This window comes from Corynebacterium hiratae (assembly GCF_009708045.1).
GTDB lineage: Bacteria > Actinomycetota > Actinomycetes > Mycobacteriales > Mycobacteriaceae > Corynebacterium > Corynebacterium hiratae.
Window position 1 is genome coordinate 162180 of sequence record NZ_VIOG01000003.1, and the last position, 16630, is coordinate 178809.

Annotated in this window: 17 protein-coding genes; 14 read left to right on the top strand and 3 right to left on the bottom strand. The window is 61.9% G+C overall.

Going from position 1 to position 16630, the window contains the following annotated elements:
• Positions 1-2 precede the first annotated feature (2 nt).
• The 13 genes from FME68_RS03700 to pyk all read left to right on the top strand — a co-directional run bounded on the left by FME68_RS03700 (position 3) and on the right by pyk (position 11142).
• Positions 3-1106: a histidinol-phosphate transaminase gene (locus FME68_RS03700; RefSeq protein WP_158396096.1), complete on the top strand. Its 1104-nt coding sequence runs from the start codon at positions 3-5 to the stop codon at positions 1104-1106.
• A gap of 43 nt (positions 1107-1149) precedes the next feature.
• Positions 1150-1782, top strand: a complete 633-nt coding sequence (gene hisB, locus FME68_RS03705) for an imidazoleglycerol-phosphate dehydratase HisB (RefSeq protein ID WP_158396098.1) — start codon at positions 1150-1152, stop codon at positions 1780-1782.
• Between the two features lie 6 nt (positions 1783-1788).
• Positions 1789-1971: a CG2302 family histidine operon protein gene (locus FME68_RS03710; RefSeq protein ID WP_158396100.1), complete on the top strand. Its 183-nt coding sequence runs from the start codon at positions 1789-1791 to the stop codon at positions 1969-1971.
• Positions 1968-3242: an MFS transporter gene (locus tag FME68_RS03715; protein ID WP_500683223.1), complete on the top strand. Its 1275-nt coding sequence runs from the start codon at positions 1968-1970 to the stop codon at positions 3240-3242. The genes FME68_RS03710 and FME68_RS03715 overlap by 4 nt, the downstream gene beginning before the upstream one ends.
• Positions 3239-3874: an imidazole glycerol phosphate synthase subunit HisH gene (gene hisH / locus FME68_RS03720; protein WP_158396102.1), complete on the top strand. Its 636-nt coding sequence runs from the start codon at positions 3239-3241 to the stop codon at positions 3872-3874. The genes FME68_RS03715 and hisH overlap by 4 nt, the downstream gene beginning before the upstream one ends.
• A gap of 30 nt (positions 3875-3904) precedes the next feature.
• Positions 3905-4687, top strand: coding sequence for a bifunctional 1-(5-phosphoribosyl)-5-((5-phosphoribosylamino)methylideneamino)imidazole-4-carboxamide isomerase/phosphoribosylanthranilate isomerase PriA (priA, locus tag FME68_RS03725; protein WP_158396104.1), 783 nt, complete (start codon positions 3905-3907; stop codon positions 4685-4687).
• A gap of 4 nt (positions 4688-4691) precedes the next feature.
• Positions 4692-5495, top strand: coding sequence for an inositol monophosphatase family protein (locus FME68_RS03730; RefSeq protein ID WP_158396106.1), 804 nt, complete (start codon positions 4692-4694; stop codon positions 5493-5495).
• Between the two features lie 161 nt (positions 5496-5656).
• Positions 5657-6421, top strand: a complete 765-nt coding sequence (gene hisF, locus FME68_RS03735; protein WP_046648005.1) for an imidazole glycerol phosphate synthase subunit HisF — start codon at positions 5657-5659, stop codon at positions 6419-6421.
• Positions 6418-6816 carry a phosphoribosyl-AMP cyclohydrolase gene (hisI, locus tag FME68_RS03740; RefSeq protein ID WP_158396108.1) on the top strand — a complete coding sequence of 133 codons (399 nt, stop codon included), beginning with the start codon at positions 6418-6420 and terminating at the stop codon, positions 6814-6816. The genes hisF and hisI overlap by 4 nt, the downstream gene beginning before the upstream one ends.
• The gene (locus FME68_RS03745) at positions 6809-7438 is read left to right on the top strand and encodes a TIGR02234 family membrane protein (protein ID WP_158396110.1); all 630 of its coding nucleotides are present in this window, start codon (positions 6809-6811) and stop codon (positions 7436-7438) included. The genes hisI and FME68_RS03745 overlap by 8 nt, the downstream gene beginning before the upstream one ends.
• A gap of 192 nt (positions 7439-7630) precedes the next feature.
• A complete protein-coding gene (locus tag FME68_RS03750; protein WP_046648008.1) occupies positions 7631-8458 on the top strand; it encodes an indole-3-glycerol phosphate synthase TrpC in 828 nt (275 codons plus the stop codon).
• A gap of 41 nt (positions 8459-8499) precedes the next feature.
• The gene (gene lgt, locus FME68_RS03755; RefSeq protein WP_328287704.1) at positions 8500-9420 is read left to right on the top strand and encodes a prolipoprotein diacylglyceryl transferase; all 921 of its coding nucleotides are present in this window, start codon (positions 8500-8502) and stop codon (positions 9418-9420) included.
• A gap of 300 nt (positions 9421-9720) precedes the next feature.
• Positions 9721-11142: a pyruvate kinase gene (gene pyk / locus FME68_RS03760; protein ID WP_070512713.1), complete on the top strand. Its 1422-nt coding sequence runs from the start codon at positions 9721-9723 to the stop codon at positions 11140-11142.
• A 153-nt stretch (positions 11143-11295) separates the two neighbouring features.
• Here the strand turns inward: pyk and FME68_RS03765 are convergent, their stop codons facing one another.
• Positions 11296-13686: a glycogen/starch/alpha-glucan phosphorylase gene (locus FME68_RS03765; protein ID WP_070512562.1), complete on the bottom strand. Its 2391-nt coding sequence runs from the start codon at positions 13684-13686 to the stop codon at positions 11296-11298.
• A gap of 99 nt (positions 13687-13785) precedes the next feature.
• Complete coding sequence (locus FME68_RS03770; protein WP_158396114.1) at positions 13786-14994, bottom strand: amidohydrolase; 1209 nt, start codon at positions 14992-14994, stop codon at positions 13786-13788.
• Between the two features lie 36 nt (positions 14995-15030).
• Between FME68_RS03770 and FME68_RS03775 the strand changes: the two genes are divergently transcribed.
• Entirely contained in the window at positions 15031-15429 is a 399-nt protein-coding gene (locus FME68_RS03775) for a hypothetical protein (protein ID WP_046648013.1), read from the top strand.
• A gap of 13 nt (positions 15430-15442) precedes the next feature.
• On the opposite strand, the gene FME68_RS03780 is transcribed toward FME68_RS03775, so the two are convergent.
• Complete coding sequence (locus FME68_RS03780; protein WP_158396117.1) at positions 15443-16561, bottom strand: glycerate kinase; 1119 nt, start codon at positions 16559-16561, stop codon at positions 15443-15445.
• Positions 16562-16630: the final 69 nt, after the last annotated feature.

Sequence of the window (16630 nt, forward strand, 5' to 3'; positions counted from 1 at the left end):
TAATGGCTGAGTTGAAGGATCTTCCCCTGCGCGAAGAATTGCGCGGTTCCAGCGCCTACGGAGCCCCGCAGTTGACGGTGACCAACCAGCTCAACACCAACGAGAACCCCTACCCGCCGTCGGAGGCGCTGGTCAAGGACATCGTGGCAGCCGTCGAAAAGCACGCCCGAGAGCTCAACCGCTATCCAGAGCGCGACGCCGTCGAACTGCGCACGGCGCTGGCGGGGTATGTCAGTGAGCAGACCGGCGTGAATGTCAGCGTGGACAACGTGTGGGCGGCCAATGGTTCCAACGAGGTGCTGCAGCAGCTGCTCCAAGCCTTCGGAGGGCCGGGGCGCAGCGCGCTGGGATTTACACCGAGCTATTCGATGCACCCCATCCTGTGCGCGGGCACCCAAACCGAATTCATCTCCTGCCCGCGGAACGAGGATTTCCGCATTGCGGAAAACGAGGCGCTGGAGGCCGTCGCCAAGCACCGCCCCGACGTCGTCTTTATCACCACCCCGAACAATCCCACCGGTGACGTCACCCCGATCGACCTAGTGGAGAAGATCGTGCAGGCCGCGCCGGGCATCGTCATCGTGGACGAGGCCTACATGGAGTTCTCGCCTTCACCTTCTGCCACCACGCTGCTGGAGAAGTATCCCACCAAGCTCGTGGTCTCGCGCACGATGTCCAAGGCCTTCGATTTCGCCGGCGGACGCTTGGGCTACTTCGTGGCCGATCCGGCTTTCGTGGAAGCCGTCATGCTAGTCCGCCTGCCGTATCACCTCTCTGTCCTCTCCCAGATCGCGGCCACCGTGGCTCTGGCGCACAAGGAGGAGACCTTGGGCACCGTTGCGAAGCTGTCGGCGGAGCGGGACCGGGTTGTCGCACGGCTCCAGGAGCTCGGGTACTACGTGGTGCCGAGCGAATCCAACTTCGTGTCCTTCGGACGCTTTGCCGATCAGCACGCGGTGTGGCAGGGGTTCCTGGACCGCGATGTCCTGATCCGAGATAACGGCGTACCGGGACTCCTGCGCGCCACGATAGGCCTGCCTGAAGAGAATGATGCTTTCCTTTCGGCCGCAGAGGACTTGGCAGATACAGTAGAGATGATTAACTGAGCCCTTCCTATGGGGCACGACTTGAAGGAGGAGCGTGGGGACGATGAGCGCTGATGAAGCTGCACGCCGCGATGGCGGCGACCGCATTGGCCGCGCCGAGCGCGTTACTGGGGAGACAAAGATCTCTGTAGAAATCAACCTCGATGGCACCGGCCAAGCGGATATTTCGACGGGGCTGCCGTTCTTTGATCACATGCTGAATGCTGTGTGCACCCACGGCTCCTTCGACCTTCGCGTCCACGCCGACGGCGATATCGACATCGATGCCCACCACACCGTCGAAGACACCGCGATTGTTCTCGGCCGTGCCTTCCTGGAAGCACTGGGGGACAAGTCCGGTATCCGCCGTTTCGGGTCCCAGCTGCTGCCCATGGATGAGGCGCTGGTGGAGGCTGTTGTCGACATTTCTGGGCGCCCCTACTTCGTGATGAATGGCGAACCGGAAAACATGGAGTGGCAGGTCATCGGCGGGCACTACGCCACGGTGATCAACCGTCACTTCTTCGAAACCTTTGCCACGCACTCGGCGACGACTCTGCATGTCAACGTGTGGTACGGCCGCGATCCGCACCACATCACGGAGGCTGAGTACAAGGCGGTGGCCCGCGCCCTGCGTCAGGCTACTGAGCGGGATCCGCGCGTGACCGGAGTTCCTTCGACGAAGGGAGCCCTCTAAGCCGTTATGAACTTGTTGGTTCTCATTCTCTTTCTGGTCACCGGTTTGCTCGTCGGCGGCGCGTGGTCGGCGTATCAGAATGGCTCGGTGCTGATGACCGTGGTCGCGGGTGCGCTCGCGGCGGTCTCCGCGATCGCGGCGCTGGCCTGGATGCTTGACATCTTCTCAGCGGGGGTGGCAGCGAAGTGACAGAAAAGACCCCTCAGAGCGTATGGAAGGTCGCCGGCTTTAAGGAAACCATGATCGCGGTGGTTTCCGCCTTCGGTGCCTGGTCGGTCCTGCTTCCAGTGGTGCCCCTGGCCGTGCTGGACTCCGGTGGCTCCGCCACGTTGGCTGGCGCCACCACCGGCGTGTTCATGTTAGCGACGGTGCTTACCCAGATGGCGACTCCGATGCTGCTGCGCATCTTTGGGTACCGTCCGATCATGGCGGCCTCGGCACTGTTGCTGGGGCTGCCGGCATTGGGGCACATGCTGGGCGATGCCGCCCCGATCGCCCTGGGATTCTCCGCCCTGCGCGGCATCGGTTTCGGCGCTCTCACAGTGTCGGAGAACGCTCTCATCGCAGAAATTACGCCGCGGCGTTTGCTGGGCAAGGCCACCGGTATCTTCGGTTTGTTCATCGGTGCAGCCCAGATGGCGTTCTTGCCTTTGGGTCTCGCAGTGGCTTCAGCCTTTAACTACAACACGGTGTATCTCCTAGCCGCTGGCCTTGGCCTGCTGGGATTCTTTACCTGCATTTTGGTACCGCAAATCAAGGCAGCTCCAGTGGGGTTGCCGGACCCAACGGATACCACTCCGCGGGCACCAATGTGGAAGCTTGTGCTCGTCCCAGCGCTCGCTCTGACCAGTTTCTCCGTGAGCTACGGCGTCGCCTCCAATTTCATTTCCCCGGCGGTGCGCGAGCTGGATCCTGAGCGTGGCGCTGTCCTGGGTGGCCTCATGCTGTCCGTGATCGGTGGCGCGGCCATGATTTCACGCTATGTCGCCGGTGTCGTGGCGGACCGCGTGGGCCAGCCAGGCACGTTGATGATTCCAGCCCAGGCTTTCTCAGTCTTTGGTGTGGGTCTAATCGCCGCCGTGCTGTGGCAAGAATGGTCAGTATGGCTGCTCGTCTTCGGCACGGTCATCTATGGTGCGGGTTTCGGCATCGTCCAGAACGAGGCCTTGTTGTCGATGTTCGACCGTCTCCCTCGCGAGCGCCTGTCCGAAGGTTCTGCGGTGTGGAATATCTTCTACGACGGTGGAACTGGACTTGGTTCGACGGTTCTCGGCGCCGTCGTGGCTATGTCCGGATACGATGGCGCCTTCGCGGCTGGTGCCGCCATCATCGCGGTTGGCCTGCTCATGTCTGTGGCTGACCGCGCTTTGGGCAAGACCCGTGTGAGCGAGCTGAATGATATTCAGACTCGTCTGCGCATGATTAGAAGGCCGAGGAGGCCCGGAAAGGAGCCACGATGAGCTCATACGACGTAGTAGTCCTGGATTATGGTGCTGGCAATGTCCGGTCGGCAGTGCGCGCGCTGGAGCGGGTCGGCGCTACCGTGACGGTCACCGCGGACCCGAAACTGGCTGTAGAAGCCGATGGCCTCCTCGTCCCCGGCGTGGGGGCCTTTGCCGCCTGCATGGAGGGGTTGCGCGCCGCGCAGGGACCGAGGATTATCGGCCAACGCTTGGCTGGCGGACGCCCCGTCCTGGGAATCTGTGTGGGTATGCAGATTCTTTTTGAGTCCGGTACCGAACACGGCGTGCACACCGAAGGTTGCGGCGAGTGGCCCGGGGAGGTCACCCGCTTACAGGCTCCCGTCCTCCCCCACATGGGATGGAACACCGTGGAGCTTCCCAGCGGAAGCCACATGTTTGAAGGCGTGAGCGCGGATGACCGCTTCTATTTCGTGCACTCCTATGCCGCGCGCAGCTGGGAGCTCGAGACCGAGATTACTGAGCCACCGAAGGTGGCGTGGTCTGAGTATGGCGGTGACCGCTTTGTCGCCGCGGTAGAAAACGGTGCGTTGTGGGCCACTCAGTTCCATCCGGAGAAATCGGGTGATGTGGGCTCGCAGCTGCTAAAGAACTGGATTGGAACGCTTTAAAGAGCCCGCGTGAAAGGTAGACTACCCACCATGAGCTTTACACTGTTGCCCGCGGTTGACGTCGTTGATGGTCAGGCAGTACGCCTCGACCAAGGAGAAGCAGGAACCGAAAAGTCCTATGGATCGCCGCGGGAGGCCGCCCTCAAATGGCAGGCCCAAGGCGCGCAGTGGTTGCACGCGGTGGATTTGGACGCCGCCTTCGGTCGTGGCTCCAATCACGAGCTGCTCGCTGAAATTACGACGAGCGTGGACCTAGACGTGGAATTGACCGGAGGCATCCGGGACGACGATTCCTTGGAGCGCGCACTGGCCACTGGTGCCCGCCGCGTCAATATTGGAACCGCGGCGCTGGAAAACCCAGAATGGATTGCCAAGGTCCTCGCAGAGCATGGCGATCGCATCGCAGTGGACCTCGCCGTCCGGATGGTGGATGGTGAGTGGCGCACACTCGGTCACGGCTGGGTATCCGATGGCGGAGACCTCTGGGAGGTGCTCGAGCGCCTTGACGCAGCTGGCTGCACCCGTTTCGTGGTGACGGATGTGTCGAAGGATGGCACGCTCCAGGGCCCCAACATCGAGCTCCTGCGTGAGGTGGCGGCCGCCACGGACGCCAAGGTGACTGCTTCCGGCGGCATTTCCACTCTCGACGATCTGCGCGAGTTGGCTCTTTACGAGAACGAGGGGATCGATTCCGCCATCATCGGTAAAGCACTCTACGAAGAGCGCTTTACCTTGGAGGAGGCTCTTGCAGCCGTTGCGGAGGTTACCCCGCTGCCGGGAGAGGAATACATCGACCCGATCGAGGAGAAGTAGGCCTATGGCCCCGATGACAGGAGCTTCAGCGTCGGATCCGCGCGAACTTGTTGCCTTTGCGGAAGCCGCAGTGGACCAGGTTGATGATCTCTTCCGCAGGGGCCTCGGCGCGGCACCCGCGCGTTTCAAAGGCGAAGGAGACTTTGCTACCGAGGTGGATCTGCTCATCGAACAGCAGTTGCGCCAGACACTGGGCCAGCTCACTGGCATTCCGGTGTTCGGCGAAGAATCCGGTGGCAACTTGGAGGAGACGGTGTGGGTTGTGGACCCGGTAGACGGAACCGCGAACTACTCGGCTGGGAATCCGTGCTGCGGCATCCTTGTTTCGCTCCTGCACGATGCAAAGCCGGTCGTTGCCGTCGCCGACTTTCCATTGTTGAACCGCCGTGTTGTTGCGGCGCAAGGGATGCCGCTGCGTACGACCGGCGGCCCGGCGACCGGGTTCGGAGGAGGCGAGGAGGCCCTAGGATTCGACGAAGCGCGCGGACACGTGGGTTGCTCCTCGCACCTGCCCACGAGCCTATTTAACGACCTGCGCGAGACCGGGTTGCGGCCCCGCATGACTGGGTCGGTGGGGCTGGACAACGCTTTTGTCGCTCAGGGCGTGTTCGACGGTGCAGTGAATTTCTCGCCGCACCCATGGGACAACGCGGCGGGCGCGCTCATCATTAAGGCTGCCGGTGGCCGTGTGAGCGACCCCGAGGGCAATGAGTGGACTGCACACTCGAAGGGCTTCGTGGGCGGGACCCCGCAGGTGCATGCCACGATTTTGGAGGCCATTGCTCGAAATCCCCGTGGGGACCGCTAAATAGGCCCCGTCCCGGGGCTGAAACCGGTGCTCAGCACTGGCGCTGAATCCCGGACTTATTCTTTAACGTTTTACCGTTTTCCTACTATGTTCATCACCGTTCGGTGGTCCCAAGTGGACTGCTGTTCATCTCACCTTTAGCTATGAGGAGGATTGTCACCATGGCGCTTGCCGTGCGCGTGATCCCGTGTCTGGACGTTGATAATGGCCGCGTGGTCAAAGGCGTCAACTTTGAAAACCTGCGTGATGCCGGCGACCCAGTGGAGCTGGCCGCTCGCTATGGTCAGCTGGGCGCTGATGAGCTGACATTCTTGGATGTCTCCGCGTCCAAGGACGGCCGCGGCACCATGCTCGACGTCGTTCGCCGCACGGCGGATCAGGTGTTCATCCCACTAACCGTCGGCGGCGGCGTGCGGTCGGTGGAGGACGTTCGTGAGCTGTTGCGTGCTGGTGCCGATAAGGTGTCCGTTAATTCTTCCGCCATTGCGCGCCCCGAGTTGTTGCGAGAGCTCGCGGATGTGTTTGGTTCTCAGTGCATCGTGTTGTCCGTCGATGCTCGCCGTGCGGCGGGCTTTCCCAGCGGATTTGAGGTCACCACGCATGGCGGCACACGCTCCGCGGGGATCGACGCTGTGGAATGGGCCAAGCGCGGCGAGGAATTGGGGGTCGGCGAGATTCTGCTGAACTCCATGGATGGTGACGGAACCAAGGCAGGCTTCGACCTCGAATTGATTGAGGCCGTGCGTGCAGCGGTTTCGGTGCCGATCATCGCCTCGGGTGGGGCCGGGAAGGCCGAGCACTTTCCACCGGCTATCGACGCTGGAGCGGATGCCGTGCTCGCGGCTAGTATCTTCCACTTCGGCGAGGTGGAGATTTCCGAGGTCAAGCAGGCATTAGCTGCTGCAGGAAAGGAGGTCCGTCAATGACAGAGGACAGCACCAACTCCGCCAGCACCACGAACGTCGCGGACTATGAGCTGAGCGACGACATTGCCCTGCAGCTCAAGCGCAATGAGGCGGGCCTAGTCCCGGCCATCGTGCAGTCGGAACGCGGTGAGGTACTCATGCTGGCGTGGATGGATGACCACGCGCTGGCTTACACGCTGGCGACGCGTCGCGGGACCTACTACTCACGCTCGCGTCAAGAGTATTGGATTAAAGGGCTGACGTCCGGCAATACCCAAGAGTTAGTGGGGGCGCGCCTAGATTGCGATGGTGACACCATTTTGCTCACCGTCCGTCAGCGCGGCGGGGCATGCCATACCGGCGACCGGACCTGTTTCGACGCTCGAAACCTCTTTGGGGAGGAAGATCATGGCTAAGCGCGGCGGACCCATACTGATGTTGGTCGGCGCCATCTTGTTGTGGCTATCCTCCCGCATGACGTGGGTGAAGGCGGCGGTCGAAGACGATAAGGCCGGATCGAGCGTGGTGGAGCTATCCGGCTCCTTATGGTCCCTTGAGCTCATTGCGCTGAGCGTGGTGGTCTTGGCCGGTGGCGTGGCTGCCTTCGCTCTCCGGCGGACTGGCCGGCGCATCGTCTCCGTCATCACCGCCCTCGCTGCTGCGGCTGCGGGATGGCGTCCGGTGGCGCTGTTGACCGCCGGCCCCGAGGCGGAGCGTGCCCAGGAGCTTCTGCAAGGCGGGACCAACGATACCTCTGTGGATACGACGACTATTTCCGATTGGGCCGTCGTCCTCACCGCGGACGCGTCGATCGCGGGCCCAGTTCTCGCGCTCGTCGGCGCCGCCCTGGCGCTCTTTGGGGCGGTGCTGGTGGCGAGCAACCCGGGTGCCGATAAACCCCGCACAGCCAAATACGAAACCCCGGCGGTACGGCAGGAGCGCCTGCAGGAAGAACTCGAAACCTCCCAAGATTCCGGCCGCGTGATGTGGGACGCGCTGGATGCTGATATTGATCCCACAGATCCCCGCTCCTCCTAAACTCCCCGTTCCGTCTAAACACACGCGCCGCGACGGCGAGCATAGTGACGGAGAGCCTGGTGAGAAAGGCCCTGTTGCGGGGAACGGGTGCCCCGGATTTCTAGTTAGAGGTGGGGGCGCGCTAGCCTAAATGTGATCTCGAACGCCCCTGTTTCTTTCTTTGAGTCTCCTTCGGGGAAGGGAGGTGGAATCATGCCTACCCCGATCGCCGTCGATCACCTCGTGGCCGGAGTGCTGGCTGATGTAGCCGCGCGGGAGGCCCGTGTCCCGTTCAAGGAAATTAAAGCAAGGTCCCGCGACATGGACGCTCCGCGCGATGCCGCGAAAGCTCTGCTGCGCCCGGGATGCTCTATCATCACCGAAATCAAGCGCGCCGTGCCCTATGGCGGTGAAATTGCCCACTTGGATAGCCCGAAGTCGGTGGCAGAACTGGCACATAGCCTGGAGGAAGCAGGGGTTCATGTGATGGCCTGCCAGACAGATCGTCGCCGCTTCCACGGGTCACTCGAGGACATGCGGGTCGCCCGTGCGGCCGTCGACATACCGATGCTGTGCCGCGACACCATCGTTGATCCCTATCAGATTCATGAGGCGCGGTGCTATGGGGCAGACGCGATTCCCTTGCAGGTGGAGCTGCTCAGCCAAGCTCGCCTCGAGTCACTTCTCGATCGCGTGGAATCCCTCGGGATGACCGCCATCCTGGAAGTCCGCACCTGTGCCGAGGTGGATCGCGTTATCAAGGCAGGGGGAACTGTCGTGGCGATCAACGCGTGGTCATTGGCCTCCGATGCTATTAATCGGGAGGCCTTTTCTGCTATTTCGCCCGGTCTTCCTGAGAGCATCACTCGTATCGCGGTGGGCGGTGTTAATAGCCCGCGCAACGTGCTGTCTTATGCCTCGCAAGGTGCTGATGCCATCCTCGTTGGTGAGTCCATCATGGCTGCCCAGGACCCGATGACCTTGGCCCGTTCCTTGGTGGCCGCAGGCCAACATCCTGCGTGCCCTTCGCGTAGAAGCTAAGCGCGTTGTAGCGGCCGTCATTTTCAGGCACACTGTTTCCCGTGCAGATTTACAACCTCGCCAATATTCCTTCCCCGCCACAAGGCGTGTGGCATCTCGGCCCGGTCCCGATTCGTGCTTATGCCATGTGCATCATCGTCGGCATTCTCGTCGCGATGTGGATGACGCTGCGCCGTTATACCGCTCGCGGAGGCAACCCTGACGTGGTGTGGGATGCTGCCCTAGTGGTGATCCCGGCCGGCATCATTGGCGGGCGCCTCTATCACGTGATTACGGATTACGATAAGTACTTTTGCTCCACGTGTGATCCCATCGATGCAGTGAAAATCACCAACGGGGGGCTCGGTATCTGGGGAGCAGTCGCGCTGGGCGCGGTGGCACTGTGGATCATGTTCAAGATTAAGGGTATTCCGTTGGGGCCCTTTGCTGATGCCGTCGCCCCAGGGCTTATCCTGGCCCAGGCCATCGGCCGCTTGGGCAATTGGTTTAACCAGGAACTGTATGGCCGTGAGACCACTGTCCCGTGGGCCCTCGACATCTACTACCGAGTTAATGAAAGCGGCGAGTATGCGCCCATCAGCGGCCGCTCGACTGGGGAAGTAGTGGCCTCTGTGCATCCGACCTTTCTCTATGAGCTTGTGTGGAACGTGGCGGTATGCGTGTTCCTGCTTTGGGCGCACAAGGCGTTCAAGCTTGGCCATGGTCGTGTCTTCGCGCTGTATGTTGCCGGGTACACCGCGGGCCGCTTCGTCGTGGAAAACATGCGTGCGGACGATGCCACGCACATCTTCGGCCTCCGGGTCAACGTCATCGTTTCCGTGGTCTGCTTTGTCGTGGCGTTTATCGTGTATTTCCGGTTGCCGCGCGGGCAGGAATCGCCGGAGGAAGTCGATCCCACCCGCACCACCGAGACTGCGGTGGGCACTGCTGCCGAGGGTAGCGCCGGTGAGTCTAAATGGTGACGGTGTGCGTAGTGCCCACCGGATATAGGCCCTGAGATTCTGTGGAGTAGCCGGGATCACACGTGGGGTTTGCGGCTCCTTACATAGCAATCTAGAGACCGGTGAAGCGGGGCCGAAATGCCCGGATGTGCCCGGTTATTACCGTTTGTAGCTGCAATGCGGGCGTCGCGTTTTCCGCTTGGAATACCGGCGTTACGGGTCGAAAACCCGGCATGAGCTTCGTTCGTGGTGGCCGAGACCAGTAAACGGGGGTAGTTTAGGAACCGTTAGAAACTCCCGATGTGAATAAGGCACTCCATGTTGGATAGAAGAACCAAAATCGTTTGTACGTTGGGTCCTGCAGTCGCAAGCAAGGAAGGAATCCTTGGGCTTGTTGAAGCAGGCATGAACGTGGCGCGTCTGAACATGTCCCACGGCGAGCATGCGGACCACGAGGCGAACTACCGCTGGGTCCGCGAGGCCACCGATGAGACCGGCCACGCAGTCGGCGTCTTGGCGGACCTGCAAGGCCCGAAGATTCGCCTAGGCCGTTTCGTCAACGGTGAAGAGATGTGGAAGGACGGCGAAATCGTCCGCATCACCGTTGATGACGTCGAAGGCACACACGACCGCGTGTCCACCACCTACAAGAACCTGGCACAGGACGCAAAGCCCGGTGACCGCCTGCTGATCGACGACGGCAAGGTCGCCGTCGTGTGCAAGGAAGTCGACGGCAACGACGTTGTCTGCGAGGTTACCGAGGGCGGACCGGTCTCGAATAACAAGGGCGTGTCCCTGCCGGGAATGGACATTTCTGTTCCGGCGCTGTCGGAAAAGGACATCGCAGATCTTCGCTTTGCGTTGAAACTCGGCGTAGACATGGTTGCCTTGTCCTTTGTGCGCTCCCCGGCTGACGTGGACAAGGTCCACGAGATCATGGATGAGGAAGGCCGCCGCGTTCCGGTCATCGCCAAGCTCGAGAAGCCGGAGGCAGTCGACGCCCTCGAGTCCATCGTCCTAGCCTTCGATGCGATCATGATCGCCCGCGGTGACCTCGGCGTCGAGGTTCCGCTGGAACAGGTTCCGCTGTTCCAGAAGCGCGCTATCCAGATCGCTCGTGAGAATGCCAAGCCGGTGATCGTGGCAACGCAGATGCTCGATTCTATGATCTCCAACCTGCGCCCGACTCGTGCGGAGGCCTCTGACGTTGCCAACGCAGTGCTCGATGGCGCCGATGCGGTCATGCTCTCCGGCGAGACCTCCGTCGGCATCGACCCTCACAATGTTGTGCGCACGATGTCCCGGATCGTGATGAATGCTGAGCAGGGCGGCCAGGTTCCTCCGCTGACGCACGTCCCGCGCACCAAGCGCGGTGTTGTGTCTTACTCCGCACGTGATATTGCTGAGCGCCTTAACGCGAAGGCTATCGTGGCCTTTACGACGTCCGGTGATACCGCTAAGCGCGTGGCTCGTCTGCACTCCCCGTTGCCGCTCTTGGCCTTTACCCCGCACCCGGCGGTGCGCTCGCAGCTGGCCTTGACGTGGGGCGCGGAGACCTTCTTGAGTGACGCAGTTGAGTCCACCGATGACATGATGGCCGCCATCGATGGGGCGCTGCTGGGGATGGATAAGTACAAGGAGGGCGATATGATCATCGTCATCGCCGGTACCCCTCCTGGAATCTCCGGTAACACGAATATGATTCAGGTCCACGAACTGGGCCAGACCCTGCGCGATAAGTAATACTGTCGCAGATAAGCAGACAGCGCCGCCTCACCCCGGTTGCCTCCTTACCCACTAAGTGGGAGGAGGAACGGTGGTGAGGCGGCGCTTTGTCTGTGAGGAAAACCCGTCGGGGGTTAATAGGCAACAGTGCGTCTATTAACCCCTGTCTATCTAGACGTTGGAAATGGGGGTCGGGGCCAGCTTCCACACCTCGTTGGCATAGTCAGCGATGGTGCGGTCGGAAGAGAAGCGCCCGGAGTAGCAGATGTTGAGCCAAGCCTTCTTGGCCCATGCCATCTCGTCGGCGTCATAGTCGGCAGCCATGCGGTCACGGGTCTCGCGGTAGTCTGCGAAATCTCCGAGGACGTAGTAAGTGTCCTGAGCGTGCTCACCAAAGCCGTCGAGCAGCGAGGAGCGCAGATCCCCAAACATCCCGGCGTTCTCAGAGCCCAACGTGCCATCGGTAAAGGCATCGAGGACGCGGGACAGGCCCGGAACCGTGTTGTAGAGCTCGCCCGGGTTGTACTCGGCGCGAAGCTGCGGGATCTCCTCGTTGCGGGCGCCGAAGATGTAAGCATTCTCTTCGCCCACTGCCTCGACGATCTCGACGTTGGCGCCATCCATCGTGCCCAGGGTCAGTGCACCGTTCATCATGAACTTCATGTTGGAGGTGCCGGAGGCCTCCTTGCCGGCCACGGAGATCTGCTCGGAGACATCGGCGGCAGGGATGATGTGCTCGGCAGGGGAGACGTTGTAGTTCTCCACAAAGACCACGTTGAGCACGTCCTTGGTGGCCGGGTCGTTGTTGACCAAGTCACCGATGGTGTTGATGAGCTTGATGATGGCCTTTGCGCGAACGTAGCCCGGGGCGGCCTTCGCGCCGAAAATGAAGGTGCGCTTCGGAACGGTTTCGCCGTCGACCTTGATACGGAAGTACAGGTCCAGAATGTACAGAGCGTTCATCAGCTGGCGCTTGTACTCGTGCAGGCGCTTGATCTGGACGTCGAAGATCGAATCCGGATCCACCGTGGCGCCTTGGTGTGCCTCAATCCATGCGGCAAAGTCCTGCTTGTTGGCGCGCTTGATGTTGATGAGCTGGCGCAGCACCTTCTCGTCCTCGGCCAAGGAATCCAGTTTGGCCAGCTCAGTCAGATCGGTGACCCAGGCATCGGAACCAGCCTGCTCAGTGAGCAGGTCGGACAGGCGCGGGTTGCACATGCGCAGCCAGCGGCGCGGGGTGACGCCGTTGGTCTTGTTGTTGAACTTCTCCGGCCACAGTTCGTACCACTCAGACAGCGTGTCTGCCTTGATGATCTCGGTGTGCAGCGCCGCCACGCCGTTGATGGAATAAGCGGCGTAGCAAGCAATCCACGCCATGTGGACGTGACCGTCGGACACCGGGGCCATGTAATCGATGCGACCCTGGTCGAGGCCGCGCTGGGCCATGTCCTCGCGGAAACGGCGGTCAATCTCTTCCACGAGCTCCCAGATGCGCCAGAAGAGCTTCTGGAAGATGGAGATCTCCCAGCTTTCCAGGGCCTCTGCCAGCACCGTGTGGTTGGTGTAGGCAAAGGTCTCGGTGACGACCTTCCATGCCTCGTCCCAGCCCATTCCGTGTTCGTCGAGAAGCAGGCGGAGCAACTCTGGGATGGCCAGTACGGGGTGGGTGTCATTGAGCTGGATGCAGTTGTACTCGGCGAAGCCGGTGAGGTCCTCGCCGTGGTGCTCGATGTAGTTATCGATCATCTGCTGCAGCGAGGCGGACACGAAGAAGTACTGCTGGCGAACGCGCAGAACCTTGCCCTCGTAGGTGGTGTCGTTGGGGTAGAGCACGCGGCAGATGTCCATGACGCGCTCGCGTTCCACGATGGCCTCGGTGAAGCGCTGCGAGTTGAAGGCATCGTAATCGAATTCATCGATGGGTTCGGACTTCCACAAGCGCAGCGTGCCCACGTTGTCGGTTCCATAGCCGGTAATCGGCATGTCATAGGGGATAGCGCGGACATCCATGTCATCGAAATGGACCAAGCGCTGCTCGGAGGCGCGGCGAATGATGAAGTCATAGCCATTCTCCATCCACGCATCCGGCTCTTCGCGCTGGAAGCCGTTGTCAAAGGACTGACGGAACAGGCCGTAGCGGTAGAGCAGACCGTAGCCGGTGACGGGGAAGTCTTGGGTGACAGCGGAGTCGAGGAAGCAGGCAGCCAGGCGGCCCAAACCGCCGTTTCCTAGCGCGGCATCGTGCTCGGCCTCGAGGACATCGACCAACTCGTGCCCGGTGGCCTGGGTGGCGGCGCGGGCCTCGTCGACGAGGCCGATGTTGGTGAGGTTGTTGAGCAGGGCTCGACCCTGCAGGAATTCAGCCGAGAAGTAGTGCTGCTGGCGGGTGGCGGCGTAGGCGCTGCGGGTGGCTTCCCAGTTGTCCGCAATCTGCTCCATTACCGAGGAGGACAGGCCGGACCAGAACTTGCGGTTGGTGGCAGCGGTGGGGGAGACGCCGGCGGCGGCGCGGACGTGTCCGGGAACTGCGGTCTGAAAATCGGAGTGCTGGGGTTGACTCATGAGAATCCTTCACCTTAGGCATAAAAAATGCGGAAAAATACCAACTCCCAAGCTTAACCAGTTCCGTACTCACTCGCAGACCGCGCTGAGTACGGAAAACTAGTTCCCAAGGAAAGACAGCACGGCGGCAGTCCCAGCGCGGGTGGCCGAGCTCATGGTGGGCTCATAGTCCGGGAGGAACGTGGACTGATGGTTGACCGGCGGGTTGTCTAGGAGGTCCTCCGGTGTGGAGCCGATGAACCAGAAGTAGTACGGCACGCCCCAGGCCTGCGGGAGGTAGCAGAAATCCTCTGACACGGTGGAGGGCGTGGCAGTGACGGAGAGATCACCGAAGACCGCGTCGAAGGCCGAGCGAACGGTTTCATGTGCGGTGGCGTCGTTGTCGGTGACTTCGCCGTGGGCGAAATACTCGAAGGTGGGCTCTGCTGGGCATCCCGACGCTTCACATTCAGCGCGCACCATGCGCTCGAGGGAGGCGTAGACTCGCTTGGCCAACTCCGGCTTGTAGTAACGGGTGTTGAGCACCAGCTCGGCGCTGCCCGGAATGATGTTGTTCTTATCGCCCGAGTGCAGCTCGCCTACCGAGATGACGAAGAAGTCATGGGGAGGTACTTCGCGGCCGACGATGGCTTGCAGGCGGGTCACCACCATGGCGGCCACGTAGGACGGATCGATGGCCTCATGCGGCATGGAGGCGTGCGCGGAGCGCCCCGTGATGCGGATGCGGAGGGAGTCGCAACCGGCCAGGATGGGGCCGGCGGTGGACTGCACTTGGCCGGCGGGGCCGGGCATGACGTGTTGTCCTAGGCAGACATCCGGGGTGGGGACTCGGTCGGTGAGTCCGTCAGCAATCATGTACTTGGCGCCCATGGATGATTCCTCCGCCGGCTGGAATAGTGCTAGGAAGGTGCCGCGCCAGGCCGCACGGTGGGCGTCGAGAATCGCGCACGCACCGAGCAGTGCGGTGGCGTGTACGTCGTGCCCGCACGCGTGCATTGCCCCGTTGGTGGCGGCGAAGGGCACGCCGGTTTCCTCGGCCACGGGGAGGGCATCAAAGTCTGCGCGCATCAGGGCGGTAGGGCCGTCGCCATTGCGGAAAATCGCGACGATGCCGTGGCCGCCGATGCCGGTGACGAGCTCGCAGTCGTAGTTCTCTAGTTGTTCGAGGATGCGCCCGGCGGTGCGTTCCTCTTCGTGGGACAGCTCCGGGTGGGCATGCAGATCTTCGTAGAAGGCGCGTTGCCAGCTGAGATCAACGGCGTCCTCCGAAAGGAGTGCGGTCAGCGTGGAAAGTGTGGGATCTGCCATAGTTACCGTCCTTGAAGTTTGGGTAGGGTTACCTACATGCCAATGATTCACTTTGATGTTCTGGTGCCGGATGCCCAAGCGGAGCGTGTGGCCGAAATCTTTAGCACTGCCACCCGTAAGTTGGTGGAAAACAACTCGCTGGCCTCTGCAGAGGTTACTCGTGTGCCTGAACCTGTATTCCCAGAGGGGTTGGAAGAACAGCTGCGCCAGACTTACCGTGAGGAACACGAAGAGCGGGACCTGGAGGGGGCAAACGTGTATCGCTACGCCATCGCCGTCGATGGCGTGACGGGGTCCGTTAACCAGCTGACGATGGTCCTCGCGCGCCTGCTGACCCCGCATGCGGTGCTACCGAAAGATCATGTGTTGCTGGAAGATGAGCTCGCCCACGAGCGCCCGGCTATCTTCCCGTGGGCGGTGCAGGTAGCCCCTTAGTCCCAAGAAAGCTCTAATTCTGCAGGAAGTTCAGCACAAGACGCTCGGCCGCGGCGCTAAGTTGCTCGGCCACGCTAGCGTGCGCGTCGCCGTCGAGCTCTTCGAGTAGCGCGCCCTGCGGTGCCGGGGCGGTAGCGGAGCCGGCGATGATGCCGAGAGTGGGAGGTTCAGTGAGCTCGGCCAGCGTGCCTACCACCTTTCCGGTGAGTGATTGTTCGTCGAAGCGGCCTTCGCCGGTCAGGACGAGGTCCGCCTCGGCGATGCGGGCGGGAAGATCGAGGGCCTCAGCTACATAGCGGCCGCCCGGCACGATGCGGCAGTGCTCCGAGGTGCCCCAGAGTGTGCGCGAAAGCCAGCTCAGGGCGATGGGGATACCGCCGGCGGCACCAAAGAACTCGGCCTCCGGATCGGTGTCCGTGACCTCACACAGCCGCAGCATCGCGCCGGCCAGGAGCGCGACCTGGTCGCCCTTGGCCCCCTTCTGCGGCCCATACATTGTTGCGGCCTGGATGGGCACGGCGCGGGTATCGGTGACCAAAGTGTAGTCCAACATGGCCGCCTTCATGTTTAGTTGCGCCGTGTCGATGTGGTCGAGGTTGACCAGCGGAGCACCCCCTTTGGGGAGGGCATAGCCGCGGGCATCGTGTGCGGCGGCGCCGAGTGCGGCGAGGATGCCGAGCCCGCCGTCGATGCTGGCGCTACCGCCGAGGCCGAGAACGATGTGCTTGGCGCCGCGCGATTCGGCATCGGCCACCAGCACGCCCGTGCCATAGGAGTCCGCATGCAGCGGGTCGAGGGCATCGGAGACAGCAGGCAGCCCAGTGGCGGCGGCGACGTCGATGAAGGCTGTATCGCCGACGAGCTGATAGCTGGCCTCGGTGAGGCGTCCAACAGCATCGGTAGTTGGCAGCGTAATGGTCTGGCCCGCAGTGCCGTGGCGAGCCACGGCGGCACTAGCGAGAACCTCCGCGGTTCCCTCGCCACCATCGGCCGTGGGAAGGGCATGTACCTTCGCCGTGTCGGCATACGGGGAGGAGCTCAGCGCGCGGCGCGCGCCGAGTGCAATGGCAGCAGCGGCTTCGGCGGCGGTGGCGGTGCCTTTAAAGGAATCGGGGGCAACAAGAATGCGCATGTTCACGAGTATATGGCAGAGATGTGAGAAAAAATTTTCGCGCTCTGACCAGCCTTTAAGGCGCGCCAC